The sequence below is a fragment of the Nostoc sp. 'Lobaria pulmonaria (5183) cyanobiont' genome (assembly GCF_002949795.1).
Taxonomy (GTDB): domain Bacteria; phylum Cyanobacteriota; class Cyanobacteriia; order Cyanobacteriales; family Nostocaceae; genus Nostoc.
The window spans coordinates 2,049,468-2,074,275 of record NZ_CP026692.1 but is presented as its reverse complement, the minus strand read 5'-3'; the positions used below and the strand labels follow the sequence as shown (position 1 = coordinate 2,074,275).

Sequence of the window (24,808 nt, the reverse complement as noted above, 5' to 3'; positions counted from 1 at the left end):
TAAATGCAATGATTTGGGATTCTGTCAAGTTTTCCGATTATCTTGACTATTGACTTGTAATTAATCCTAAATCCTTATGAAAGCACTCATTCTTTCTGGCGGTAAAGGCACACGCTTACGTCCCCTCACCTACAGCGGGGCAAAACAACTTGTCCCAGTTGCTAACAAACCTGTTTTATGGTATGGCATTGAAGAAATGGTCGCGGCTGGTATTACTGATATTGGCATCATCATCAGTCCAGAAACCGGGGCAGAAGTCCAAGGGAAAACCGGAAATGGAGAAAACTTTGGAGCAAACATCACCTACATCATACAAGAGCAGCCACTTGGACTTGCTCACGCCGTCCAAGTCGCTCGTCCCTTTTTAGGAGATTCTCCCTTTGTCATGTACTTGGGCGATAACCTGATTCAACTAGGTGAGTTACGTTACTTTCTGCAACAATTTAGCCAACAACAGCCAGATGCTTTGATTCTCTTACGTTCAGTTGCTAACCCTAGTGCCTTTGGTGTGGCTCAGGTGGATGAAACAGGACGGGTATTACAGTTAATTGAAAAACCCAAAGTTCCTCCTTCAAATCTGGCATTAGTAGGAGTTTATTTCTTTTCTCACCTCATTTATGATGCGATCGCAAATATCCAACCTTCCACCAGAGGCGAGTTGGAAATCACTGATGCTATTCAATACCTGATTAATCAGCAAAAGCAGGTCATAGCCCACAATCTCCAAGGCTGGTGGTTAGATACTGGTAAAAAAGATGATTTATTAGAAGCTAATAGATTGATTCTCGATACCTATCTAACAGCATCAGTTCTGGGCGAAATCGATGCCCAAAGTCAGATTATTGGACGAGTCCAAATCGGTGCAAAATCTAAAGTAATTAACTGCACAATTCGGGGGCCAGTAGTCATTGGTAGCAATTGTCATTTAGAAAACTGCTTTATTGGGCCTTATAGTAGCATCGCTAACAATGTCACACTTATTGATACTGATTTAGAACACAGCGTTATTTTAGAAGGTGCTAAAATTGCCGGAATCCATCAGCGTATTATTGATAGTGTGATTGGACAAAGGGCACAATTGAGTCTTGCACCTCGTCGCCCTAAAGCCTTGCGATTTATGATTGGCGATGACTGTCAAATTGAACTAACGTGATTTACTTGTTACAAATAGGACAAGCCACCGTCAAAGTTGGAACACAGTGCCTGTAAAATATGAATGCGAAATTCATCTAACAATCAGAACACTGTGGCACATCCTATAAATAATATTAATGAGCATTGTACATACCAAAATTCCTGAAGTTCTACAATTTGAACCCCAAGTATTTGCAGACGATCGCGGTTTCTTTTTTGAAGCTTACAACCACCAAAGATTTGCTCAAGACATAGGGATTGTTACGAACTTCGTCCAAGATAACCACTCTTGCTCTAAGCAAAACGTCCTACGTGGATTGCACTACCAAATCCAACAACCACAAGGGAAACTCATCCGTGTTGTTTTCGGTACTATTTTTGACGTAGCCGTAGACATTAGAAAAAGCTCGGCCACTTTTGGTAAGTGGATAGGTTCTGAACTCAGTGCTGAAAACAAACGCTTACTGTGGATACCACCAGGCTTCGCTCATGGTTTTCTTGCAGTTTCAGAAATAGCCGAAGTTCTCTACAAAACTACAGATTACTACGCGCCCCGAAGCGATCGCACAATTCTATGGAACGATCCAGATTTAGCGATAGATTGGCCCCTGAGTGCGCCACCAATTTTATCAGCTAAAGACCAAGCGGGTAAACTTTTGAAAACTGCTGAAGTATTTGATTAAGTAGTCATTGGTCATTGGATTTTATTACATACCCCGCCTCTTGATATACCCTAAACTTACTTTTATAGTGGGCGGAAAAACTTTGTCTTTCATCGGACTAATTCAAACTACGTTAAAGAGTGGGCGTGGCTTCTCTTGGACAAATGACAAATGACAAATGACTATGAGTAAATCAATTTTGCTGATTGGTAGCAACGGTCAAGTGGGTAAGGAACTACAACAAATACTCTCATCTTATGGCGATATTATCTCAGTAGCACGCCCAACAGTAGACCTTGCTCAACCTGATACCCTCCGCAAAGTTATCAGATCCAAGCAGCCGCAAATCATCATTAATGCCGCCGCTTATACTGCTGTAGACAAAGCCGAAAGCGAACCCGAACTTGCTACCGCTATTAATGCTACTGCACCCCTAATTCTTGCCCAAGAAAGCCAAAAATTAGGAGCTTTTCTAATTCATATTTCGAGCGATTACGTTTTTGATGGTAATGGGTGTACCCCTTACCAGGAAACCGATGCGACTAATCCTTTGAGTGTTTACGGTAAAACCAAACTCGTTGGGGAAGAAGCTATTCGGAAAACTTGCACTCATCACTTCATTCTCCGCACTGCTTGGGTTTATGGAACTTTTGGCAAAAGTAACTTTGTCAAAACCATGCTGCGACTAGGTGCAGAACGCCAAGAACTCCGTGTTGTCGCCGATCAAATTGGTAGCCCGACTTGGGCACAAGATATAGCGGCAGTTATAGCCCAGATAATTCCCCAGTTAACCCCAGAAATTAGCGGCATTTATCATTACACTAATAGCGGCGTTGCTAGCTGGTATGACTTTGCCGTTACTATTTTTGAAGAAGCACAACAGTTAGACTTCCCTTTGAAAGTTGAACGTATTGTCCCCATTACAACTGCCGAATATCCCACACCAGCCCGTCGCCCTGCTTATTCCGTCCTTGCTTGTGGAAAAATTTCCACAATTTTAGGGACTTATCCTTCCCATTGGCGACAAAGACTTGGGCAAATGCTCACAGATTTGAAAATTGGGCATGGGGCATAGGGCATTGTGATTTTCCTTACCCCCCTCATCTTTTTATTCCTTATTTCTTTTGACTTTTTAATACTCCTATTTCATGTTGTATGGGCAAGACATCTAAAATATCAGTTTGGGAACAATATTTTAAATCTTCTTGACAGTCAAGGCGCAACAATCGTTGACCGTGACTAGCTTGGTGAAGTAATCCCAATAAGTTATCTTGCCATTGAGAGTAAAGAGCGATCGCACTAATTACTTCATCGTTACCAGCGAGTTCTTCTGGTGACAAGTTGCTTTGCTGCAAAATACTATGAGCGATCGCACCCGCACAAACTGTATCCTCTAAAGAAAAACTGCCTTCCCAACCTGAACCGACAATCCACACTGTCTCTGGTTGCTTATCTAAGAGAAATTGCACCACCGCCGCCCGGTTAATCAAGGCTGCTGCTAATAGATTTGGGGAGTCTTGTACCCGTTGTAAAGCACGAGTGCCATTTGTGGTACTGATAAACAAACGCCGCCCCTGTACTAATTCTGGTGTGCAGTCGAGAGGAGAGTTACCCAACTCAAAACCAGCTACTTTCGCGCCGCCGCGTTCTCCAGCCCGTAGACGTTTTTCAGGGGGCCATTTTTCGCTAACTTCAATTAACCGATCTAAATCGCTGAATACTTGTACAGCTTCACCTCCAGATGCCAAAACTGTCGCAATTGTGCTAGTAGCTCGCAAGACATCGACTGCGATCGCACATTCTGGCGCTTTATCCGTTGGAGTCAATTCAGGAGTGTGGTATACGAATAGCTTCACGCGCTGGATACACCTAGTTTAATAATACTGTCGCAAATAACATTCTACCTAGTTGGTGTCACTAACTTAGTTACAATTGCTCCAGGAAAATTTTTTATCATCAAAATACAGAATGTATCTCATTCAATACATAGATGGAAGTGGGGACTGGGGAAGAAGCAGGGGAGCAGGCTTGCCGTAAGCGTAGCCGAACGGGAGCAGGGGCGCAGGGGAGAGTTATTGTACAAGTTCTTTCCCCTCTGCCCCTGTGTCTCTTTTCAATCCCTAATCAATATTCAAAAAGCCCATTTTTATGATTTTAGACTTTCAGCCTTGCTGCACTATCTTGTAATCTAAAACAAGAACAGACCTTCTAAAAGGGGAAAAAGTTACAGCTTCAAGGTTACAGCCCAAAGGGACGGATATTCACTCATTCCCTACTCCCCAGTACAGACGAGATTAATCGCGTCTCTCCCACTCCCCACTCCCCATTGAAATTGCTATGGCACCTTTACCCGACTACCGCCCGAAACAACTATCTTTAGGCCCGTTAGAAGCGGAAATTTTAAATATCATTTGGGAACTTGGTTCAGCCACAGTCAAGGATGTACACGATCGCATCCTCGCCGATCCCAACCGCGAATTAGCGTATACTTCTGTCACCACCATTTTACGTCGCCTCACTGATAAAGGTTGGCTGGCTTGCGACAAGAAAGAGCGGGCATTCTATTGGCGGCCAATGCTGAGTAAGCAGCAATCAGAAGTCATCAAAGCTCACGAGCAGTTACAGCGATTTTTGGCAGTGGGGAATCCCGATGTTGTCGCAGCCTTTGCTGATAGTCTGGATGAAGCAGCTAGCGAGCAAATAGCAGCGATCGCTAAACGCATTCAATCTGCACGCCAAGCCAGGGAGGAACAATGATGCATCTAATAATGATTTTGAATGCTTTGGCAGTTGCCTGGTGGTTAAGATCCTCCTGGAATCAACCCCAAGCTAGTTGGAATCGGCGGTGGCAGCGATCGCTATTTTTGTTTCTCTTTCCGCCCTTGCTAATTTTCATGACTGCGATCGCTGTGCTGTTCATGGGGCCTCAAGGACAAATGGGCGGAATGTATACAGGCTCGATTAGCTATTTACTAGCATTAATTTATTTGGCATTTTTTGCCATTTCATGCATTAAACTTGCTTTCCAAGGTTGGCAGTCTGTAGAATCTGCCCGTAACTGCCCCTTAGTGAATGTTGGCGATAGACGAGCCAGACTGCTGCAAACGGGGGCGCTGTTCGCAGGTCAAATTGGTTTTTGGCAACCAGAACTAGTGGTTAGCCAAGGATTAGTGCAAACTCTCTCACCCGCTCATTTAGAAAGCGTCTTAGCCCATGAGCAAGGGCATCACCATTACAGGGATACGTTCTGGTTTTTCTGGCTGGGTTGGGTGCGTTCCTGCACAGCATGGTTGCCGAATACAGAGCCTTTGTGGGAAGAATTGTTAGCTTTGCGCGAACTCCGTGCCGATGGTTATGCAGCATTGCAGGTAGACCCTCTGGTATTAGCGGAATCACTTTTATTAGTAGTTAGTAGCAGTCCCGTTTTATCGGAAATTTGCTGTGCTGCATTAGGTTCCTCTGGTGCAGATCGCTTAGAACAAAGAGTAGAAGCTTTATTAGCACCACCAGAAGCAACCCCAGAAGCTAAATTGCAATCCTGGCATGGCTTTCTATTGGCGTTTTTGCCTCTACTGACTGTGATATTTCATAGTTAAGTTGAATTTAGCAAGCTATTACAGCACTAAATCGTGATGTTTGTAACGAGAATTATGATGTTTGTAACAAAATCGTGGTGTTTGTAACAAAAATCATCTTGTTTGTAACGAAAATCGTGGCGTTGCTAACGAAACTCGTAGCGTTTGTAACGAAACTTGTAGCGTTGGTAACGAAACTCGTAGTGTTGTTAATGAAAACGTAGTGTTTGTAACTAAAATTGTGATGTTATACCAATTTGAAAAAGAATGCGACAAATAGACCACCTGTAGAGACGCGATTCATCGCGTCTTTACTCAAGGATGTGTTGCAATCATTAATTAAATTGGTATTAAGAACAAATTAACAAGCAGTAATTACGAATTATATGCCGCGCTGTACTAGTGTAGCGATCGCTTATTCTTCTTCTAGCAACTGTTCTATAAATTTTTGCACCAAAGGCACTTGAAAAGCATTGCCTTCTTGAGTCAAAATCTCTTTTCGCGTTAGTTTGCGGACAACGCCTTTGTCTTGCTGTGCGGGAGTTTCCCCGTAAATTATCCGGCGCAGGAGAGAGCGATCGCTATCTGTTAAACTCGTCCATAATTCCCGAAAATACTGATCGCCTCGCTCTAGCACAACAGGTATAACTTCTTTAACATCCTGTGCAGTAGCTTTTGCTGTATCTGCTTCTCGCCTGTTTCTTCTGATATCGCGGTTTAGCAACTCGACTAACTCATAACACACCAACTGAACGAGATAAGGTTGACAGCGAGTAAGTTGGATAATTTCATCTACAGCTGTTGGTTCATAGATATCGCTGAAGTTCTCTACTGGCTGTTGAATCAAATCGCGGGCTTCTAACTCGTGCAGGTAAGTCATTCGCAAAGCACGGGTGTTAATTAGATAGTCACTCCAGTAATCATCAAGTTCAGATAACTCCTGTGAACCACTAAAAAGTAAAATCCACTTGCGTTGGTGTTGCAGCAGGTTACGGATAAAATTGAGCGGCGCACGGCTGCTTGTTGCTTTCACTACTTCACCCAGGCGTTCATATTCATCCAAACAGAGGAGAAATTGCTTATCGGAGTTGCTGCGTTCTATTTCTCCTAACCAAGTTTGCAGCGCTGGAAATGGATCTTCAGCTAGTCTACTGGCATCTGGATTAGGCAAGTATACTTTGCGGGGTAATCGCCGTGCAGCTTCGATAATTTGTTGAGCTAAATTTTCAGCCAATCCTTTTAACGTTGTCGCTGATGCTGCACCCTGTAAATCTACCAGCAAAGGTACAATATTTGCTTGTATTCTATAAGGTAGATATTTCAGCGCTGAGGTTTTCCCTGTCCTCCGCCCACCATAGAGTAACAGCACTGGCGGTTGCTCAGAAAGTGCCAAAGTTTCAATTTCCCGAAATATATCAATTCGCCCTTTGAAACGATTCTTCGCTGTTTCCGGGTCTAGGGAGTTACCAGCAATATAAACTTGCCGAATTTCTTGCGATCGCTGTGCCTGTTCGTTTAAAGTGCGCTGCGCCGTCTCTAATATAGTTAGCCAGCTTTGTGCAGTATTGCCAAAAGAGACAGCAACGCGAGCATCTTTTGTCAAAGCTAGACTTTGCCCCAGTTGGCATAATGCGTTGCAGAATCAACATTCCGGTAATTCTGCTTTTAACATCATCCCAACTCGCACCAATGAATGCGGCTACACGACCCAGACGCAACGGTATATCCCATAACAAACCCAGCAATGATTGCCACCACTTTCCTTTTACTTTAGATTTAGGATCTGCAAGCTGTTGTTTAAACTGCTGTTTCGCCCACTTGATATCCTTGCCTTGTTGACGTGCTTCCCACAAATAGTAACCAGCCAATTGCAACTTATAAGGATGACGATTACCCCACTGCTGGGCATGATTCTGTTCATCTACACTCAAAGCTGCACCATTTGTAGAGCGAGTTGGTAAGCGCGACAGTTCAATAGCCTCATCTGTAGTTAGTTCATTCAAAGAAATCGTGTGAGCAATATTGAAAAACCTAGAGACAAACCGATGCTCGTTAGCATAAACATCCAGTCGTTCACGGGAAGCCACCACTAGCATCAAGGCATTGCTATCCATCAGCGATCGCAAATTGTCATAAAATCCATTATCGAATTTATCGGGATATTTCAAAAGGCTTTCAAAATCATCCAAACAGAGAACGGGTAACTTCCCTTGCTGTTTCCATTGCTTAACCGCATCTGAAAATGCTTGACAATTAAGCGGTTTAGTCTTCCAAGGATTTTGCAGACTGCGTTGTTGCCATCCCGGAACGTGACTGAGTAAACCTTCGGCTACAGCTTCATAGAAACCCGTTTCAGTTTGGCAATCTACACCCCGTAACGGGAGGTAAATTACCACATAACTACTGCTGTTTAATACTCGCTGCTGCCAAGTCAGAACAAAATAATGCAGCAACGAAGATTTACCAATGTGCTTCTCGCCAACTATATTAATACTTGTAGGCTGATCGCCCTTCATGCGAGATGCGATCGCGTGTAATTCATCTTTACGACCAACAAACAGCCTGGGATCTTCAATCATCCCCGCAGCCACAAAAGGATTGTCAGGCAGCGCTCCAGAAGTCATGTAAAGCGTTATCCTAGTTTCAGCAATTTAAGTGCAATCACCTAAAAGAATAGCACTAGCCCGATAATGTCTTTGCGATCTAGTTCTTGGGTATGTGCATTTCTCTGTTTGCATTATTTATCTGCTGATGAATAACATAATTATTTGCATTTTCGATAAAACTCTTGACAAAGCAACTATCGAACGTAAAGGTTGGCTTGGGCAAAAAGTTATTGAAGCTAAACTTTCAGAAATATCAGGGCTGAATATGGATGCAGTTGCAATTGACACAGTAACAGGTACAAGTTCAAGCAGTTATAATATTGTCTTAAACTTGGTATCTGACAAAAATATTTATTTGGCTGCTGGCCCAATGTTTACTGCTTAAGAGTCCAGAACAAACCATTGAAGCGATCGCCAGCTTCCTGAAATCAGATTAACCTCAGAGCAACGCCTTTAGCACCTTTGCCAAATACTCATACTGCTCTAAAGTCTTGTAAATTTATGCCCAAATCCTTACCAAAAGCCGAGTCAAGCGACCACAAACCTCTGATGGATAATCTAGAATCCAAAATTTAAAATCTAAAATTACTAAACTCCCCAGGCTGGATTCGAACCAGCGACCAATCGATTAACAGTCGATCGCTCTACCACTGAGCTACTGAGGATCACTCACGATTTATAATCTTAGGGCTAAAAATCGGATTTGGCAAGTAGTTTCGCCAATATTTTTTTTAGATATTTAATTTAGATAATTTTTACAGCCAAAATCTATTCAGGAACTTAAGCAGAGACTGTTAAATACTAAATCCCTATAATCCCATTCGTAATTCAGCCAAACGCTGCCGCGCCTTTGCATCAATGGCATTAGCTAAAAACCTACTCTTAGATTGTTTGCGCGTATGATACTTTTGTCGCATCCGGCAGACAGTAGCTTCCACTTCCCCACAGAGTTGTTGTGCTGACAACCATTCAGCTCCATACCCCTGTATCATCAACTGCTGTGCCCGATCTGAAGTAGCAACAATCACACGAGAAATCAAAGATTGAGCTATTTGCTGGCGAAAACAAGCGCAGGATTTTTCAATATAAGTATCTGCGGTTTGCCCAAAATCAGTGTAATAAACAGATAAAAGCTCAGTAATAATTTCTTTATTACTAGAGGTGTTCTGATATTGGGCATCAAAAACTATCTGAGTTGTGTAACCTTGAAACGCACTATAATTAGTCATCGCTTCTACAAGTTCACCCCGTGCTGCCTCTAATCCAACGCTATCACGCGTTTTTTTAAGGCAAGGCCAAGCGCCTATGATATTGTAGCCGTCCACTAACAAAACGGCTTGGAGTAAGGAACGGGGCATGGTTTTTAATCACAATTTTCTAGAGTTAACAAAATTCATTCATAAGTTTTATAATAATTGATGCATTGTCTGTAACACTATGTTACACAAAATAAAAAATACGTAGCCTCACAAAACTCAAACCTCAGATAGACGCACCAACTTAAAACGCGCCTTTTAAACAAAGGCGCGTTACAGTTCTTTTTTAGTAGTATTCAGGAGTGCTGTTAGCGATAGCGGGGGTGCAAGGAATTTTACTTATTTACTCAGCACTCGTTACTCAGAACTCAGCACTCAGCAATCAATTAGGAGGCTTCGCTGTGTACCTCCATCAGACGTTGCTTAAGACGTTGGGCTTCACCGCTATCTACCAGAGAGCCTTTTTCTAGCAAGAAAGCGCCGTCACAGTAATTTAACTCATCTAATCGATGTGTCACCCACAGGGCTGTAATACCTCGACTTTTGACAAGGCGACGGACACCAGCAACTAAATCCAACTGGCTATCTGGATCTAGTAAGGCAGTGGGTTCATCTAATAATAAGACTTCACAGCGACGGGCGATCGCACCTGCGATCGCTACTCGTTGTTTTTGTCCCCCAGAGAGTGCATAGATAGGGCGTCGTTGCAGGGTAAGCAAATTCACCGCCCCTAGTGCCTCCTCAACCCTGGCTCTGGTAGCAGCAGGTGGCAACTTTTCTTCCACCAATCCAAAAGCCACATCAGCACCAACCGTTGGCATCACCAGTTGATGATCCGGATTTTGGAAGACAAAACCAACGGGGTGTAAAATCCGAATTTCGCCAGATGCAGGAGCTAATAACCCCGCCAGCAATCTTAGTAACGTAGATTTTCCACTGCCATTTGTACCCAAGAGCATCCAAAACTCACCTTTGGGTACTTCTAAAGAGCAAGATTTGATAACTTTCTCTCCATTAGGCCAACTGAAATTTAAATCTTTGACCTCAATGCCCACTTGAGCCATTTGTCAACCTTGGTTACTCAGCAGCTACAGCGAAAAAGCCAGGTGGTCTGCCGCCACCAGGGGTTGTACCATCTTTCTGAACAATCTGTACCCCAGAAATTTCACTAGCGCGGACAGCAATTTTTTTCTCTGTCTTGCCTTCGCACTTGAGTTCTATAATGTCAGGGTTCCCAGAACGGATTGCTGCCAAAATTAGCTGATAGATAGCCTCAGCATCCTCTGCTGACTTACGTTGTACTGAGATAGGGAAAGCAGTGTTTCTGATGCTTAAATCGATGGTAAACATTTAGCAATAATCTTTCTTTAACTGTGGACTCATTTTAGCGTCAGCTGAGTGATTCTAGGGAAATGAGGATTGGGCATGGGGAATGGGGCATTGGGCATTAGTTATTTCTTTCACTACTCCTCTGCCCCTCCGGTTACTGAGCGACTTGCCCTCTTGGTAGTCGTTGGCGCAGCCTCTCGTAGAGAAGGGAGTCGAAGTATGCCCCTCTGCTCCTCATTCCCTATTCCCTACTGTTCATTTATCACCTCATCTGAATCAAAAATTAATTTTTATGAGAAAACCCCTAGAAAAATTAGCAATTTACACCTAATATGATTAAAGGTGTGTAAAAAATTGTAAACTAGGTTAACAACCTGGTTAACTTTCTGCTTATAGAAGGCTTTTTTGTGGGCGTCTATAATAGAGATACAACCTGTACTTATAAACATTTGGAGATTTGCTCTAATGACCATCGCAGTTGGACGCGCGCCCAGTAGAGGGTGGTTTGACGTTCTAGACGACTGGCTCAAGCGCGATCGCTTCGTATTCGTAGGTTGGTCAGGGATACTATTGTTCCCCTGCGCCTTCCTAGCACTAGGCGGTTGGCTGACTGGCACCACCTTCGTTACCTCTTGGTACACCCACGGATTAGCCTCCTCCTACCTAGAAGGTGCTAACTTCCTGACAGTGGCAGTATCCACCCCCGCCGACAGCATGGGACACTCCCTATTGCTGTTGTGGGGGCCAGAAGCTCAAGGCGACCTCACCCGTTGGTTCCAATTGGGAGGCTTGTGGCCATTCGTGGCGTTACATGGAGCCTTCGGTTTGATTGGCTTCATGTTGCGGCAATTTGAAATTGCCCGTCTAGTAGGGATACGTCCTTATAATGCTCTCGCCTTCTCAGCTCCGATTGCAGTATTCGTCAGCGTATTCCTGATGTACCCCTTGGGACAATCTAGCTGGTTCTTTGCACCCAGCTTTGGCGTCGCGGCAATTTTCCGATTCCTACTATTCCTGCAAGGGTTCCACAACTGGACACTCAACCCCTTCCACATGATGGGTGTTGCTGGAGTATTGGGTGGTGCTTTATTGTGCGCCATTCACGGAGCCACAGTAGAAAACACCTTGTTTGAAGATGGTGATGGTGCTAACACCTTCCGCGCCTTCAATCCTACCCAGTCGGAAGAAACCTACTCAATGGTGACGGCAAACCGTTTCTGGTCACAGATTTTCGGGATTGCTTTCTCTAACAAGCGCTGGTTGCACTTCTTTATGTTGTTCGTGCCAGTCACAGGCTTGTGGATGAGTGCCGTCGGCATCGTCGGTTTAGCACTCAACCTGCGGGCTTATGATTTCGTCTCCCAAGAATTACGGGCGGCGGAAGACCCTGAGTTTGAAACCTTCTATACCAAAAATATTTTGCTGAACGAGGGTATCCGCGCTTGGATGGCTCCTCAAGATCAACCCCACGAACAATTTGTATTCCCTGAAGAAGTTCTACCTCGCGGTAACGCTCTCTAAGAATTCAAATTTGACCATGACCTAATATCAGGTTTGTGGTTGGCAAAAATTGACACACCCAGATTTAAAATAATCTCCTTGTAATCAGCCAATAAAGTGTCAATTTTCAACATTCTCCAGAAATCTCTCATCAAAAGGTGGGAGATTTTTTCTATATATGTTTAATATCTCTAAATTTATATGTTATATTATTTATAGGTTATGAACCCAGAGTAAATCCTCTGCCCTTTTGAAACTAAGACCGTTTAGGCAATAAGGAGGTGATGCCCATGATAGAAAGTAGTAAATGCATGGGTCATCAGGTTGCAGTTAGCCGGCTGTGTGCCGGAGCTGTTCTCTAAAAGTTAGCCTTAGTTATCTTTGAGATACTAAGTTAGCTCAAGTAGCTAGGCAAGCTCGGAGTTCCTTCCGGCAGTCTGGTTGCAACCTGAAGACCCGCTAGACCGCCCTGACTTAGATCATCCGATCTAAATCAGGGCGGATAGTTTTTTATGGGTGATTTTGCTTTATCAATGGTTACTTTTGAAAAGTTAAATAGCGAGCCTGCCGCCGACAAAGCCAACCCATTTAAGTTTTCTTAAATAAGAATAAATATCTTGCATTAAATCTTAGAGTCTGACTAGATGTGAGCAATATTATATATCTGTCAAGTCTGATTTAAATCTAGACACACGCGTTATTGCCCTAATTTATCCTCTTATACTTTCTGTGTGGAGAATAAAAGAGGTTTGCCTTTGTCAAATGCAAAATGTAACAAAATATATAAGTAAGATTTTCTTGATATGGCAGAACTACTCACCGAAGCGGAAATTCAAGAACAGGTAAAGAGTCTGACAGATTGGACTGTTCAAGACTCCAAGTTGCAGATTACCGGCACATTCAAAGATTTTATTGAAGCAATTGAGTTTGTCAATAAGCTGGTTGAACCTGCTGAGTCAGCTGGACATCATCCACATATAGAGATTTCCTACAATAAAGTAAAGATTACACTCATAACACATGATGCAGGCGGATTGACGCAGCTAGACTTTGATCTAGCACGAGTGATTTCCCAGATCGACTAAGTGATTTCTTCTAAATCTTGCACCAGACGACAGGAAGTCACTACGATATAAGCTTTGTATCGCCGAGTCAGTGTGTTCTAACTAGCGTGAGATTTATATTAGGGGTAAGTGCAAGAAGCGATTTTTGATGGCAAACTGCTAAGTGTCTAAAGGTCTAAAGCTTTCAGCAATTTAGCCTGCGTAGAGAGTGAATCACCCAAACCCTACCCCCTGCTTAGATATTTAGATAAGTATGTGTGACAGTTATTAAGGCGATCGCTCCAATCTTGCCATCTAGATCGGATGTTTTATAATGTTATGATATAAAGATATGTTTTTGCATAAGTTAATCACATCAGTTTTTAACCCCAAGTTAATCGTTTATTAGCTTTGCAAAAACTAGAATTGTAGTAGTGGCAACTATGTCTCATTCACAGGTTTGAATGAGATGTCGCATTTTCGAGAATTAGGTGCAACGAAATCAATTATCTAAACAAGGTGTGAGGAGTAAGGTAAAGATGTCTAATCTGTTGTGGAAATCCTTAGTGGTTAGTCCAGCAGTTTTGGGAGCAACGTTGTTAGTTTCAACCGCAGCAATGGCGGCCCCAAACCCAACCACAGAAGTATCATCAGCTAAACAACTAGGTGTAACCGAAGTTGCCCAACAGCCAGAAGTATTGGCTCAAACAACCATAGATCAAGTTAACCGCTATAGTAACGAAGGTAATCAAAATAACTCTCAGTCCCAAGTAACATCAGTTTCTCAATTTTCCGATGTACAACCTACTGACTGGGCATTCCAAGCATTGCAGTCCTTGGTTGAGCGCTATGGTTGTATTGCAGGTTATCCGAATGCCACTTATCGTGGTAATCGTGCTTTGACCCGTTATGAATTTGCCGCTGGTTTGAATGCTTGTTTGGATCGGGTTAACGAATTGATTGCCACAGCAACAGCTGACTTGGTGACTAAACAAGATTTAGCGACCTTACAACGGTTACAAGAAGAATTTTCCGCCGAATTGGCAACCCTACGCGGTCGCGTAGATTCCTTAGAAGCGCGGACTGCTGAATTGGAAGCGAATCAGTTCTCCACTACCACAAAACTAGTTGGTGAAGCCGTTTTTGCCGTTAGTGATGTATTTGGGGGTAACACTGGTGACAACAACAATACTGTCTTCCAAGATCGGGTACGTTTAGACTTGCAAACTAGCTTCACTGGTAGAGACGTTTTACATACACGTCTAGCAGCAGGTAATTCACAAGCCTTTACACAATTTGACGACGCTAATAATCCCATCGGTACTGCTGAAGGCACACAAACATATCAAGTTGGTATAGGCAATGGTAACAACAATGTCAGAGTAGACCGCTTGACTTATGAAGCTCCCATAGGGCCAGCCCAAGTTTACATTGCAGCTAGTGGCGGACGCCATAGCCAGTATGCATCTGTCAACAATCCTTACTTTTTTGACAACACTGACGACGGTGGTAACGGCGCTTTATCTACCTTTGCTTCTGAAAGTCCCATCTATCGGATTGGTGGCGGTGCCGGTATAGCGCTCACTCTACCCATTGGTAAAGGTGGCGGTATTTTAGGAAATAGCTCAATCACTGCGGGTTATTTGGCATCACAAGCGAATGTTCCTGGTCTTCAAAATGGTGTCAATCAAGGTCTGACCAATGGTGACTATGCTGCTTTAGGACAGTTGAACTTTAGTGTTGGCGATCGCGTGGCTTTAGCTGCTACCTATGTCCACGGATATAGCGCCAGTGGTGCTTTATTCGACTCTGGTAGAGACGGAGCAACTGGAGCTTTTGATGTAGGTACTGGACAAGCTAACTTTTTAGGTAATGCAGCAGGTGTAACCCCATCTAGCAGCAACTCCTACGGTGTGTCGGCTGCGTTCAGACCCAGCGACAAACTGTCCATTAGTGGCTTCGTCTCTTACCATGACGTCACAGGTGTTGGTGCAGGTGATGATTATGAAGCTTGGAGCTACGGTTTAGGAGTAGCCTTACCTGATTTCGGTAAAAAGGGTAACGTTTTAGGTGTTTTTGCTGGAGCAGAACCCTATTCCTTTAACCGCCCAGGTTTTGGCGGCAACAATGATATACCTTATCACTTTGAAGGCTTCTACAAGTATCGTGTGTCGGATAATATCTCTGTAACCCCTGGTGTAATCTGGTTGACTTCTCCTGGTCAAAACAGCGATAACGATGATGCTATTATCGGTACCCTCAGAACTACTTTCACCTTCTAGAGTGTTGATTATCTACTGACAAATTTGAACTCTATTTCTCCCCGCCATCAGGCGGGGTTTTTTGTTTTCAGTAGTAATAATGGATAAACCCCAGTAGTTAACCGGAGTATACTAGAAAAGTTAGGAGTTATGGCAGGTTTGATATGAATAGACCAGAGTAATGCCCACTCTACAAGTGACTTACACCGTGAGCAGCTTTTTCTGAGCAAGCTTTTTTAGTAGAAGTTGGCGGTATAAAGCTAGATATTGCGTAGTATCTTAACTCTACCAATTTGAGATTTTGAATTTTGGATTTGAGATTTTGGAATGTTTAGAAGGCTTAGAGGCACGAGGTGGTAAAGAAAACGTTAATTCCAAAAAAAGCATAGACAGTTCAGTTATAGAAGAAATTTGGCAAGAAGCAAGTCGCGCGGCAAATTCCGTCTTGCAAAAATATACGCTCCAGGATCTTTGTGAAAAACGAGATTCGCGGCGGCAATTAGATATCATGTACTACATTTAGTCAAGAGTGATTTGTCATTTTTTGATGACTAATGACCAATCGCTAATAACTAAATAATTAATAATTAAGGACTAATTTATGCGAATAGCTCGTAACATTACAGAACTGGTTGGTCGTACCCCTCTAGTGCAGTTGAACCGTATTCCTCAAACAGAAGGATGTGTTGCGGAAATTCTGGTGAAACTGGAAAGTATGAACCCATCGGCATCAGTCAAAGACCGGATTGGGGTAAGTATGATTAACGCCGCAGAGGAGGAGGGGCTAATTACTCCTGGGAAGACAGTATTGGTAGAACCCACTTCTGGAAACACCGGAATTGCCCTAGCAATGGCAGCAGCAGCTAAGGGTTATCGATTAATTTTGACAATGCCAGAGACGATGAGTGGAGAGCGTCGGGCAATGTTGCGAGCATACGGGGCAGAACTGGAACTAACACCAGGAATGGAAGGCATGAGTGGGGCAATTCAACGAGCGCAGCAGATAGTTAATACTACACCAAATACTTATATGTTGCAGCAGTTCCGCAATCCAGCTAATGCAAAAGTGCATCGGGAAACTACGGCTCTTGAAATCTGGGAAGATACTGATGGACAAGTCGATATAATTGTGGCAGGAGTGGGTACAGGTGGTACGATCACTGGTGTAGCAGAAGTGATTAAAGCACGCAAGCCTAACGCTCAGGCGATCGCTGTTGAACCAGCCAATAGCCCAGTTTTATCTGGAGGACGACCAGGCCCCCACAAAATCCAGGGAATTGGTGCTGGGTTTATTCCCCAAGTACTCAAGATAAAATTGATTGATGAAGTGATTACCGTCACCGATGAAGAAGCGATCGCCTACAGTCGGCGTTTGGCAAAAGAAGAAGGGCTACTATCTGGTATTTCCAGTGGAGCCGCTTTATGTGCAGCAATTCGCGTTGCCCAACGTCAAGAAAATCAGGGACGTTTAATTGTAATGATTCAGCCCAGTTTTGGTGAGAGGTATTTGAGTACGCCGTTGTTCCAAGACCTAGAGGCAAGGCTAGCGGCTAGCGTCAGTTAACGATAAATTGAATTAATGGTCAATTCTAAGCACGTTTCTAACCATTACGAAACTCTCAAAGTTAGTCCAAGTGCAAGCCTTGCGGAGATTAAGCAAGCTTATCGCCGCTTGGTTAAGTTGTTTCATCCTGACAGTAATCAGGAAACAGCCGATCGCGAACAGATTATCCGCATCAATGCAGCTTATGAGGTCTTAGGCGACAACCAAAATCGCCGCAATTACGACCAAGAACTGCAAAATGAATCCCAAAAATTAAATAGCGATCGCCAACAGCGTACAGCATCAGCCCAACAGCATTACCAGACAAGACGAAAAACTGGACGAGATGTTGACGAGCAAGTTGAAGAATGGCTGCGCCAAGTTTATCAACCAGTTAATCGCTTGCTTTGTACCGTTCTTTATTCGTTAGAAGAACAAATGGAACAATTAGCTGCCGATCCCTTTGATGATGAATTGTTAGATGAATTTCAGGAATACTTAAAAACCTGTCGAGATGACCTCAAGCAGGCACAAACTACTTTTCGCTCCCTGCCAAATCCCCCTAGTCTAGCAAGAACAGCGGCTCACCTTTACTACAGCCTCGATCAAGTAGCAGATGGACTCGATGAATTAGGTTATTTTCCTTTGAACTACGATGAGCGTTATTTACACACAGGTCATGAACTATTCCGCATAGCTACGAGATTGCACTGTGAGGCACAAGTATCTGTTACATAGTTAGATTGGGTATCGGGCATTAGGCATGGGTCAATTTCGGTGAATGTCAAAGGACTAATGACTAATGACTAATGACTTAGGAATTAGTTTATGCTGGAAACAGAAAAAGATTAAGAAATTTTAATTTCTGCTCATAGTGTACTCATGCAATGCATTGTTAATCGCCGCGCCCAGTTTTCAGCAAGTCATCGTTATTGGTTGCCAGAACTAAGTGAAGCCGAGAATATAGAGAAATTTGGTGCTGGTACTAGATTTCCGGGACACGGACATAACTATGTTTTATTCATCTCCCTAGCCGGGGAATTGGATGAATATGGCATGGTGCTGAACTTGTCTAATGTGAAACACGTAATCAAACGGGAAGTTACCAGTGAATTGGATTTCTCTTATCTCAACGATGTGTGGGCAGAATTTCAACAAACTCTGCCCACAACTGAGAATATTGCACGGATTATTTGGCATCGGCTAGCACCTCATTTGCCTCTAGTCCGCGTGCAGTTATTTGAACATCCTGAACTTTGGGCAGATTATATGGGAAACGCAATGGAAGCCTACCTCACCATCAGTACTCACTTTAGCGCCGCCCATCGGCTAGCTCACCCTAACCTCAGTAACGAAGAAAACACTGAGATTTATGGTAAATGCGCTCGTCCCAACGGTCACGGACACAACTACCATCTAGAAGTCACTGTCAAAGGGAAAATTGACCCACGTACTGGCATGATCATTGATTTAGGTGCCCTAAATCAAGTGGTAGAAGATTATGTGGTAGAACCATTCGATCACACCTTTTTAAACAAAGATATTCCCTATTTTGCCGAAGTTGTACCCACTGCTGAAAATATCGCACTTTACATTAGTAATTTACTGCGATCGCCTATTGAAGAATTGGCAGCTAAACTTTACAAAGTAAAACTGATTGAAAGTCCTAATAACTCCTGCGAAATCTACTGTACGGAGTCTGAATCAGATTCAGTCAGCGCAACCGTGAATCAGCCAGTATTAGCACGAGTTTAGCCAATTGAAAATTAGGCATAGGACATAGGGAATTTATATCATCCCCATGCCCATGCCCAGCTAGAAAAGTTTACTGACTAAGCAATTAAAACCTGGTAGCAAAGGACTTGTCAGTTCATCTTGATTAAATAAAGTAGCTGCTAACTTTAATGCAGCCTGTTCGCATCGATAAACCTTAACTTTCTTCTGTATAGAGTCGCAAATCCAATATTCTTGAACCCCTTGCACTGAGTACAGCTTTAGCTTTGTTTCCTTGTGACGTTTCTCATTTTTTTCGCCGGGAGATAAAACCTCTACTACTAACTCCGGTGCGCCCGTAAGATGTCCAGCTTCATCTAGTAAGTTTTTTAAGCGTTCATGACTTGCCAATACCACATCAGGGATCACATTGTCAGAATCTGAGAAAATAATTCCAGGTGCGATCGCAGCCTGACCTAAACCAGTTTCATCTGACCAAATCTTAAGAACTGTAGCAATATTGACGCAGCTGGTTTGATGATCCCAGTTAGGCGCTTTAGTCACAAATAGTTTTCCATCAATAATCTCATAGCGATTTCTGCGATCGCCAGCAAATAGCTCTAGGTCAGCAGTCGTCCAACGCACTAGAGTTGTTTGCATAGAAACATCCTAGCTTTTTCTTAAATGATACTTTTAAAAATACCGACGGCGGGCAGAATGTCGCAAATAGCGATAAATGCCCCAGGCTAAAACTCCGAAAAAGAGATTTAGTAAAAATTGACTAACTATTAACCACAAAATATCAGTGTCAAAAAGCTTCGACGGACTCAAAGGACTAATAGTCCTGACTAAGAGAAACAGCCCGAAAATAGCATTTCCACCCAGCACAAGGGCAAACAGCACTAAACTTCTCTGCCAGTAACGGCGCTGGGCTGTACGGCCTGAAATCAGGGTAATTACAGGTTTACCTTGCACTTTTCGCAGTAATTGTTCCAGTCGCCAAAACATCCACAACAAAAACGGGAACAAGCCATAACTTAGGAAACGTAGGGGTAATGAGTAACCCCAAGCAATAGATAGGATATTAACTAGGGCATGACAGATTACAGAATTTAGCCAAGCCCTAAAAATAAACTTCTTGTCTCGATTTAAGCGATTTGTAGAGGAAATATAGATTCCTAAAGCATATCCCCAAGGCGCAGAGAACATAGCATGGGCTGGCGTACCGATAGTACGTTCAAAAATTGATGCTGTACCGTGGAAAAAGTAAATCCAGTTCTCTTCGGCAGTGAATCCAAGGGAAACGGCGATCGTGAACAGGAAAACCGTAGAGTGAAGTAATCGATACTTATGTTGCAGATAGTAGGTTGGGACAACAACCGCAGCTAACTTGCAGCCTTCTTCGATTGGGCCTATTTCCACAAGCTGCCGCAAGCCTGTACCAAGAAGCGATCGCTTAATCTGATGCCAGTTTACAAAAGAGCTCGCTACATTTTCAAAATCCGATTCGAGTCTAAGGGTTAAAAAACCAGATATTGCCCCAATGATAAAGAACATCAGTAACTTTAACAGAGGTGGGGCAAATGGCATCCGACAGTAGTAGTAGCCTAGCAGCAGCAAGGGTGGTATTGCTGCCCACAACACTAGAGATAAATTAGCCACTCACCTGAGCGATCGCTGTACGGTGACGGTGGGTATTGTTGGTAATAGTGGGAGTTTGGAAACCCGCCTCAACAATAGCTTGCTCAATGTCCAAAGCAAAATATTCATCTAAATAAGGTTCAGTACTTTTGAGCAAAGTCAAAATGTAGGCGGGCATTTTCTTGTAAACTTCAGATTTAGGATTCATATCCATGATTGCCAAATAGCCACCCGGACGCAACACGCGCCGCATTTCAGCTAAAATTTGTCGGGTTGCTGATTGGGGTAATTCGTGGCACATCAGGAAAATGGAAACTAAATCAAAAGAGGCATCAGGTAATCCGGTAGATTCCGCTTGGGCATGAAGCCAGTTAATTTTAGCTTGACGTTGCCCAGCGCGGTAATTAGCAACAGCTAAAAAGTAGGGAGATAAGTCTAAGCCTGTAATTTTGGCATGAGGATAAACTGCTTGTAGGGCAAAACTACTCAAGCCAACACTACATCCTACATCTAAGATGTCTTGCGGCTCATTGGGGATTTGAGTTTTCAGGATATTGTGGTAACTTTGGCGGAGCATCGGATCGCCTTGCGCTTCTTCAGCACTCTGCCAAATCTTAGCGTGGACAGCGTAAGCAGCAGGCTCTACCTCAAAAGCGGCTTGCCAACTGAGATTTCCGGTTTCGTAGGCATGGAATGAGGTGACGTAGTAATTAGGGTAGGAAAGCTGAGGATTTTGTACTTGAGCTAAATCGGCTTTCCAATCAAGGGCTTGTAGTGTTTCAACTTCTTGCGTCCAAGGCACACCAATTCTCTCGGCACGTTTAATCATCATTTGTCTAGCTTGATGCTTGGCTAGGTTAGCTAAAGGCTGGATTGCCAGTATGCCATTTACCAAACGAGAAGCTAAACCAGGATTAGTGTTTACAGCAGCGGTCATAAATCAGTTTGCATTTAACAGCCTTTTCTACTTATGACATACTTGCTGGACGGCAGTCTAGAAATGAATTGAATTGTATAACGGCAGTCTGCCTCCTTTGGCTTGCCCTAAGCAACAAATATTACAGAAGGTTGACATTTGGAGAGCAGCAAAGTTCTGAGAAAATGAGAATTATGCTGTTTACATTTTGGAATTTTATTCAAGACTGGTAAAATTTTGATACTTAGCAACATTTGTCTCAACAGGGATAGCAAAAAGCTGAGTGCCATCTATAGACAGTAAGTTAAGCTTATTGGAGTCAAATATGGCCAGAGCAAGAAGAAGAGCAAGTGGCTTTTTAAAAGATTTTCAAGATTTTGCCCTTAAAGGCAATGTAGTTGACTTGGCGATCGCTGTCATCATTGGTGGTGCTTTTGGCAAGATTGTCACTTCCTTTGTTGAAGATGTGATCATGCCATTGATTAATCCCTTGGTTAGTTTTGCTGGCAAAGACTGGAGAACAATCACCATTAGTCCAGGAATCAAGATTGGTGAGTTTCTTGGCGCAATAGTTGACTTTGTAATCATTGCCTTAGTTTTATTTGTAGCAATTCGAGCCTTACAAAAATTCAAGAGACAAGAAGAAGTCGCCGATGAACCTCTGCCAGATCCTAACCTTGTAGCCCAAGAAAGATTGACTGGCGCGTTGGATAGACTCAACCAAACCTTGGAAACTCGGAATAATCAAGTTTTGTAAGTGGGGAGTGGGGGGATGAGGGAAAAATCAATTCAAAATTCAAAATTCAAAATTGAAGAAAAAGACTGGGGGAGATGTAGCTTTAACTTCCCGTAGGGTGGGAGATGAGGAAGTGAGGGAGAAATATTCAATCCCCATACCCCATGCCCAATGCCCTACTTTGCAGTAGGCTTGAGAGCTAACAACATTTCTAATTCACTAGTAGATTTATCAGGACTAATAGCGGTAAAACCAATACCACGAATGGAATTCAGGATGGTGATGGTATCGGCGTTAGACGATACAAAACTATTGATCAAAGGCACAGTTTTAGTTTTATCCATATCTAGATAGAAATAGCCGCCGTTGGGCTTTTGCAAAGAACCAGTCACGGCTTTGAAAGCGTCGCTAGTGTCGAGAGATGGATTTTTGCGATCGCTAACAACCTCAGCAATTGGGCCACCAAGAGCTACAAATACAGTATCTTGATCTAGCCAACCATGTGCCAATAAAGCTCCTTGTCGGGGAATTTGCCATTCAGTTACGTCTTTACCACCGATATTTCTGTTGGCGACGTTGATTTGTTGGGTTTTGGCAAGGGTATCCAATTTTGTTAAGGTGGCTTCGGCAGTTTTGCGATCGCTAGTATCAAATACTAAAGCACCTCCAAAACCAACATTCGCTAACACTCCTTGATTTGATGGAATCGCACCAAAGGCGAATTCTCCATTCATCCAGCCAAAAATATCCTTATCTAAGTCTAGATTGGCGAATTTCAGTTGTCCTCGCGCTTGTTCGAGAGCTTGCTTCATTTCTGGATAATCTTTTGACTGCTCTACCAGCACTTCCCAACCACGGCTGATACCATTTCCGCTAATCAGAGCAAAGGTATCAGCAGGAAATTGCCCGACTATATTCCCAGGACTTGATTGATACTGAAATTTATTTAATTGTGGATCTAAATTAGCGATCGCTTTTACCCGCACTCCCGCATCATCAACACCAACACCCGCTACCACAGATTTTATCTGCTTGAGTTGTGTCAGGGTTTGTGGGGGTAACTGCTTTGCCTGCGGATTTACAGCGGTTAATTGCTGTATCATACTGGCATAGTCTGGTACATAAATTTGGGCGAGGCTGTTTTTAACATCCACTCCTTTAAGAATGCTGCTAGCACCTTGTTTACTGGCAAAAGAAGACTGTCCCTTAAACGTATCAATTGCTTTTTCTACAGCTTGCTTTTCGGGGGCTAATACCAACTGACTATCATTTAAAACTACGCTATACGTCGGCTTGCCATTTTGTGTAGTTTCGACAATTTTTTGACCTTGATAGTCAGATTCCTGTAATTTCACTCCTTTTTGTGACTTCAATTTGTTAGCAAAATTCAAGGCGCTGAGTTTGTCCTTGATTCCCACCACTATCAGGATATTTGATTCCTGCTGTAAATTTGTTGGTACATTAGGTGCCCCAGAGGGTACTTTTAACTGTGCTGGTTTTACAGGATTTGGTGGCAATACAGCAATCATCACACCACCAGCCCAAGGCTTTATGTCTTTTTCATAAGAAACGTTACTGTCACTGAACATTTGCTGATTGAAATCTTCCAGACCTTTTGCCACTAACTTTTGTGCTTCTGGAGTGCCAAACTGCTGTAATTTTGCCCAGGTTCGAGAGTCAGTAGTAATATAAGTTGCCATCAGTGCTGTTGAAGGTACTACTTTAGCACTGCCTAGAGCGTCTGAACTACCTCCTGATGGGCCTTTAAAGTACGTATAAGCCGCTATACTTCCGGCGACAACGACAGCAGCACCAACAGCAGGAATGAGAAATTTTGATTTACTTTCAGGCATTTTATTATCCTCTTTTGCTCAGATTGTCACCGAGATTTATACAAGTGTCACTGTAGAGTTTTCGGATTTATTAGTAATTTCCGCTAATCCATCGCTACTGGAGTTTAGACTAACCCATGACCAAAGGATTTAGCAGCACACTCGTTGACAAACTGCACATCTACCTCCTACTTGCTGAAAATTATTGCTTTTGATATGCATCATTAATTGGATCTTAATCAGAAATCTTCTCAGTTAAATATGATATTCAATCAGCAAATATCCAACTTAAAAGTGATTTTTCACTACAAATGGTGTTTCTACAAATGAAATACATAGCAATTCTATCTGATTTGTAAAAATTGCAAGGTCAAGATTCCTGACTTCTCTAAAAAGTTGGGAATCTCGTTGTTTACGAATGATTTAAGATTGCTATAGCACTTGGATCTCGCAGTCCATCTATGCAGCAAACAAGCTCGCAATTGCCGATTTTCAAAGGAGTTAAGAGGATTTGAGAAGTGCAACATCAATCTACAAGCGTTCCCTGCGATCGACTTTTACGGACACTAGCCAGTATGGGAGTTTTTACGGAGACAGAAATCGGTTATTGTACTCTCACACAAGTGGTATGCTGCATTTAGTTTCAACTCCAGTTGGTATTTACTGATAAAATTAGTAATCTTACAAATTAGCGGTCTAAAATTACTCTCAAAAATACTTCAACCAGATGAGGAGCGAATTTGCAAATGATATGCTGTTGATTTTAAACAAAATAGCGTGTTCAGCAGCAAGCTATCCTAAAGTTATAAAAATAATTAGGAGTATTTGTACTTAATGAGAATCTATCGAGGTGCAAGAGACTCTTGACTCAATGCCAAAAAAGTGCAAAACATCAGAAAAAGTAAATGTGGCAGGGATATGGAAAAAAGCCAAGGATCGGTAGCCGATCTTCGGAAGTTCGGGTGAGATTAATTTTAATCCCCTAATCCCAAAGGGGAGTTCTCACCTCCATAATGCCCTGTTGATTTGGGAAATACATCAAATACCGCTATTTTTCTTAA

The 24,808-nt window shown here is 42.9% G+C and carries 23 protein-coding genes, 1 tRNA gene and 1 pseudogene; 14 read left to right on the top strand and 11 right to left on the bottom strand.

Going from position 1 to position 24,808, the window contains the following annotated elements:
* Positions 1–76 precede the first annotated feature (76 nt).
* The 3 genes from NLP_RS08910 to rfbD all read left to right on the top strand — a co-directional run bounded on the left by NLP_RS08910 (position 77) and on the right by rfbD (position 2,871).
* On the top strand, positions 77–1,153 hold the full coding sequence (locus tag NLP_RS08910; RefSeq protein ID WP_104906086.1) for a glucose-1-phosphate thymidylyltransferase: 1,077 nt from the start codon (positions 77–79) through the stop codon (positions 1,151–1,153).
* Between the two features lie 118 nt (positions 1,154–1,271).
* The gene (gene rfbC / locus NLP_RS08905) at positions 1,272–1,817 is read left to right on the top strand and encodes a dTDP-4-dehydrorhamnose 3,5-epimerase (protein ID WP_104906085.1); all 546 of its coding nucleotides are present in this window, start codon (positions 1,272–1,274) and stop codon (positions 1,815–1,817) included.
* Positions 1,818–1,980: 163 nt separating this feature from the next.
* The gene (gene rfbD / locus NLP_RS08900) at positions 1,981–2,871 is read left to right on the top strand and encodes a dTDP-4-dehydrorhamnose reductase (RefSeq protein ID WP_104906084.1); all 891 of its coding nucleotides are present in this window, start codon (positions 1,981–1,983) and stop codon (positions 2,869–2,871) included.
* Between the two features lie 40 nt (positions 2,872–2,911).
* Here rfbD and NLP_RS08895 read toward each other — a convergent pair whose 3' ends face one another.
* Complete coding sequence (locus tag NLP_RS08895; RefSeq protein WP_104906083.1) at positions 2,912–3,652, bottom strand: 2-phosphosulfolactate phosphatase family protein; 741 nt, start codon at positions 3,650–3,652, stop codon at positions 2,912–2,914.
* Positions 3,653–4,133: 481 nt separating this feature from the next.
* Here NLP_RS08895 and NLP_RS08890 point away from each other — a divergent pair, with 481 nt between their 5' ends.
* Both NLP_RS08890 and NLP_RS08885 read left to right on the top strand, forming a co-directional pair.
* On the top strand, positions 4,134–4,553 hold the full coding sequence (locus NLP_RS08890; RefSeq protein WP_104906082.1) for a BlaI/MecI/CopY family transcriptional regulator: 420 nt from the start codon (positions 4,134–4,136) through the stop codon (positions 4,551–4,553).
* Positions 4,553–5,392, top strand: coding sequence for a M56 family metallopeptidase (locus NLP_RS08885; RefSeq protein ID WP_104906081.1), 840 nt, complete (start codon positions 4,553–4,555; stop codon positions 5,390–5,392). Before NLP_RS08890 ends, NLP_RS08885 begins: the two co-directional genes overlap by 1 nt.
* Before the next feature lie 394 nt (positions 5,393–5,786).
* Here NLP_RS08885 and NLP_RS35770 read toward each other — a convergent pair whose 3' ends face one another.
* Together NLP_RS35770 and NLP_RS08875 are read right to left on the bottom strand one after the other, a co-directional pair.
* On the bottom strand, positions 5,787–6,845 hold the full coding sequence (locus NLP_RS35770; RefSeq protein WP_325034756.1) for an nSTAND1 domain-containing NTPase: 1,059 nt from the start codon (positions 6,843–6,845) through the stop codon (positions 5,787–5,789).
* Entirely contained in the window at positions 6,835–7,995 is a 1,161-nt protein-coding gene (locus NLP_RS08875; protein WP_104906080.1) for an AAA family ATPase, read from the bottom strand. Before NLP_RS08875 ends, NLP_RS35770 begins: the two co-directional genes overlap by 11 nt.
* A gap of 127 nt (positions 7,996–8,122) precedes the next feature.
* Between NLP_RS08875 and NLP_RS08870 the strand changes: the two genes are divergently transcribed.
* The gene (locus tag NLP_RS08870) at positions 8,123–8,362 is read left to right on the top strand and encodes a hypothetical protein (protein ID WP_104906079.1); all 240 of its coding nucleotides are present in this window, start codon (positions 8,123–8,125) and stop codon (positions 8,360–8,362) included.
* A 208-nt stretch (positions 8,363–8,570) separates the two neighbouring features.
* Here NLP_RS08870 and NLP_RS08865 read toward each other — a convergent pair.
* The 4 genes from NLP_RS08865 to NLP_RS08850 form a co-directional block, all read right to left on the bottom strand.
* Positions 8,571–8,642, bottom strand: a tRNA-Asn gene (locus NLP_RS08865).
* A 144-nt stretch (positions 8,643–8,786) separates the two neighbouring features.
* The gene (locus NLP_RS08860) at positions 8,787–9,335 is read right to left on the bottom strand and encodes an NYN domain-containing protein (protein WP_104906078.1); all 549 of its coding nucleotides are present in this window, start codon (positions 9,333–9,335) and stop codon (positions 8,787–8,789) included.
* Between the two features lie 284 nt (positions 9,336–9,619).
* Positions 9,620–10,297, bottom strand: coding sequence for an ABC transporter ATP-binding protein (locus NLP_RS08855; RefSeq protein WP_104906077.1), 678 nt, complete (start codon positions 10,295–10,297; stop codon positions 9,620–9,622).
* Between the two features lie 13 nt (positions 10,298–10,310).
* Positions 10,311–10,583, bottom strand: a complete 273-nt coding sequence (locus NLP_RS08850; RefSeq protein WP_104906076.1) for a hypothetical protein — start codon at positions 10,581–10,583, stop codon at positions 10,311–10,313.
* 444 nt (positions 10,584–11,027) lie between these two features.
* Between NLP_RS08850 and psbD the strand changes: the two genes are divergently transcribed.
* From psbD to NLP_RS08815, 7 genes and pseudogenes are all read left to right on the top strand, one after another.
* Positions 11,028–12,083, top strand: coding sequence for a photosystem II D2 protein (photosystem q(a) protein) (gene psbD, locus NLP_RS08845; protein WP_012409998.1), 1,056 nt, complete (start codon positions 11,028–11,030; stop codon positions 12,081–12,083).
* Positions 12,084–12,865: 782 nt separating this feature from the next.
* A complete protein-coding gene (locus NLP_RS08840) occupies positions 12,866–13,147 on the top strand; it encodes a 4a-hydroxytetrahydrobiopterin dehydratase (protein WP_104906075.1) in 282 nt (93 codons plus the stop codon).
* A 497-nt stretch (positions 13,148–13,644) separates the two neighbouring features.
* Positions 13,645–15,387, top strand: coding sequence for an iron uptake porin (locus NLP_RS08835; RefSeq protein WP_104906074.1), 1,743 nt, complete (start codon positions 13,645–13,647; stop codon positions 15,385–15,387).
* Positions 15,388–15,679: 292 nt separating this feature from the next.
* Positions 15,680–15,889 (top strand): annotated as a pseudogene (locus tag NLP_RS08830) (transcriptional regulator); the annotation flags it as partial.
* 78 nt (positions 15,890–15,967) lie between these two features.
* Positions 15,968–16,930, top strand: coding sequence for a cysteine synthase A (gene cysK / locus NLP_RS08825; RefSeq protein ID WP_104906073.1), 963 nt, complete (start codon positions 15,968–15,970; stop codon positions 16,928–16,930).
* 15 nt (positions 16,931–16,945) lie between these two features.
* Positions 16,946–17,647 carry a J domain-containing protein gene (locus NLP_RS08820; RefSeq protein ID WP_104906072.1) on the top strand — a complete coding sequence of 234 codons (702 nt, stop codon included), beginning with the start codon at positions 16,946–16,948 and terminating at the stop codon, positions 17,645–17,647.
* A 144-nt stretch (positions 17,648–17,791) separates the two neighbouring features.
* On the top strand, positions 17,792–18,664 hold the full coding sequence (locus tag NLP_RS08815; protein ID WP_104906071.1) for a 6-carboxytetrahydropterin synthase: 873 nt from the start codon (positions 17,792–17,794) through the stop codon (positions 18,662–18,664).
* A 60-nt stretch (positions 18,665–18,724) separates the two neighbouring features.
* Here the strand turns inward: NLP_RS08815 and NLP_RS08810 are convergent, their stop codons facing one another.
* The 3 genes from NLP_RS08810 to NLP_RS08800 are packed head-to-tail and all read right to left on the bottom strand — an operon-like array spanning position 18,725 to position 21,200.
* Positions 18,725–19,282, bottom strand: a complete 558-nt coding sequence (locus NLP_RS08810; protein ID WP_104906070.1) for a Uma2 family endonuclease — start codon at positions 19,280–19,282, stop codon at positions 18,725–18,727.
* Positions 19,283–19,315: 33 nt separating this feature from the next.
* Positions 19,316–20,284: a PrsW family intramembrane metalloprotease gene (locus NLP_RS08805; protein WP_104906069.1), complete on the bottom strand. Its 969-nt coding sequence runs from the start codon at positions 20,282–20,284 to the stop codon at positions 19,316–19,318.
* Complete coding sequence (locus NLP_RS08800) at positions 20,277–21,200, bottom strand: class I SAM-dependent methyltransferase (protein ID WP_104906068.1); 924 nt, start codon at positions 21,198–21,200, stop codon at positions 20,277–20,279. Before NLP_RS08800 ends, NLP_RS08805 begins: the two co-directional genes overlap by 8 nt.
* Before the next feature lie 304 nt (positions 21,201–21,504).
* On the opposite strand from NLP_RS08800, the gene mscL reads away from it, so the two are divergent.
* On the top strand, positions 21,505–21,936 hold the full coding sequence (gene mscL / locus NLP_RS08795) for a large conductance mechanosensitive channel protein MscL (RefSeq protein WP_104906067.1): 432 nt from the start codon (positions 21,505–21,507) through the stop codon (positions 21,934–21,936).
* 155 nt (positions 21,937–22,091) lie between these two features.
* On the opposite strand, the gene NLP_RS08790 is transcribed toward mscL, so the two are convergent.
* Positions 22,092–23,768: a DUF3352 domain-containing protein gene (locus NLP_RS08790; RefSeq protein ID WP_104906066.1), complete on the bottom strand. Its 1,677-nt coding sequence runs from the start codon at positions 23,766–23,768 to the stop codon at positions 22,092–22,094.
* Positions 23,769–24,808: the final 1,040 nt, after the last annotated feature.

Coding starts and splice junctions, on each gene's coding strand:
- NLP_RS08820 (WP_104906072.1), top strand. CDS start 16,946: ATGGTCAATTCTAAGCACGTTTCTAACCATTACGAAACTCTCAAAGTT.
- NLP_RS08850 (WP_104906076.1), bottom strand. CDS start 10,583: ATGTTTACCATCGATTTAAGCATCAGAAACACTGCTTTCCCTATCTCA.
- rfbC (WP_104906085.1), top strand. CDS start 1,272: ATGAGCATTGTACATACCAAAATTCCTGAAGTTCTACAATTTGAACCC.
- mscL (WP_104906067.1), top strand. CDS start 21,505: ATGGCCAGAGCAAGAAGAAGAGCAAGTGGCTTTTTAAAAGATTTTCAA.
- NLP_RS08870 (WP_104906079.1), top strand. CDS start 8,123: ATGAATAACATAATTATTTGCATTTTCGATAAAACTCTTGACAAAGCA.
- NLP_RS08840 (WP_104906075.1), top strand. CDS start 12,866: ATGGCAGAACTACTCACCGAAGCGGAAATTCAAGAACAGGTAAAGAGT.
- NLP_RS08815 (WP_104906071.1), top strand. CDS start 17,792: ATGCAATGCATTGTTAATCGCCGCGCCCAGTTTTCAGCAAGTCATCGT.
- NLP_RS08890 (WP_104906082.1), top strand. CDS start 4,134: ATGGCACCTTTACCCGACTACCGCCCGAAACAACTATCTTTAGGCCCG.
- rfbD (WP_104906084.1), top strand. CDS start 1,981: ATGAGTAAATCAATTTTGCTGATTGGTAGCAACGGTCAAGTGGGTAAG.
- NLP_RS08860 (WP_104906078.1), bottom strand. CDS start 9,335: ATGCCCCGTTCCTTACTCCAAGCCGTTTTGTTAGTGGACGGCTACAAT.
- NLP_RS08810 (WP_104906070.1), bottom strand. CDS start 19,282: ATGCAAACAACTCTAGTGCGTTGGACGACTGCTGACCTAGAGCTATTT.
- psbD (WP_012409998.1), top strand. CDS start 11,028: ATGACCATCGCAGTTGGACGCGCGCCCAGTAGAGGGTGGTTTGACGTT.
- cysK (WP_104906073.1), top strand. CDS start 15,968: ATGCGAATAGCTCGTAACATTACAGAACTGGTTGGTCGTACCCCTCTA.
- NLP_RS08790 (WP_104906066.1), bottom strand. CDS start 23,768: ATGCCTGAAAGTAAATCAAAATTTCTCATTCCTGCTGTTGGTGCTGCT.
- NLP_RS08800 (WP_104906068.1), bottom strand. CDS start 21,200: ATGACCGCTGCTGTAAACACTAATCCTGGTTTAGCTTCTCGTTTGGTA.
- NLP_RS08910 (WP_104906086.1), top strand. CDS start 77: ATGAAAGCACTCATTCTTTCTGGCGGTAAAGGCACACGCTTACGTCCC.
- NLP_RS08885 (WP_104906081.1), top strand. CDS start 4,553: ATGCATCTAATAATGATTTTGAATGCTTTGGCAGTTGCCTGGTGGTTA.
- NLP_RS08855 (WP_104906077.1), bottom strand. CDS start 10,297: ATGGCTCAAGTGGGCATTGAGGTCAAAGATTTAAATTTCAGTTGGCCT.
- NLP_RS08835 (WP_104906074.1), top strand. CDS start 13,645: ATGTCTAATCTGTTGTGGAAATCCTTAGTGGTTAGTCCAGCAGTTTTG.
- NLP_RS08875 (WP_104906080.1), bottom strand. CDS start 7,995: ATGACTTCTGGAGCGCTGCCTGACAATCCTTTTGTGGCTGCGGGGATG.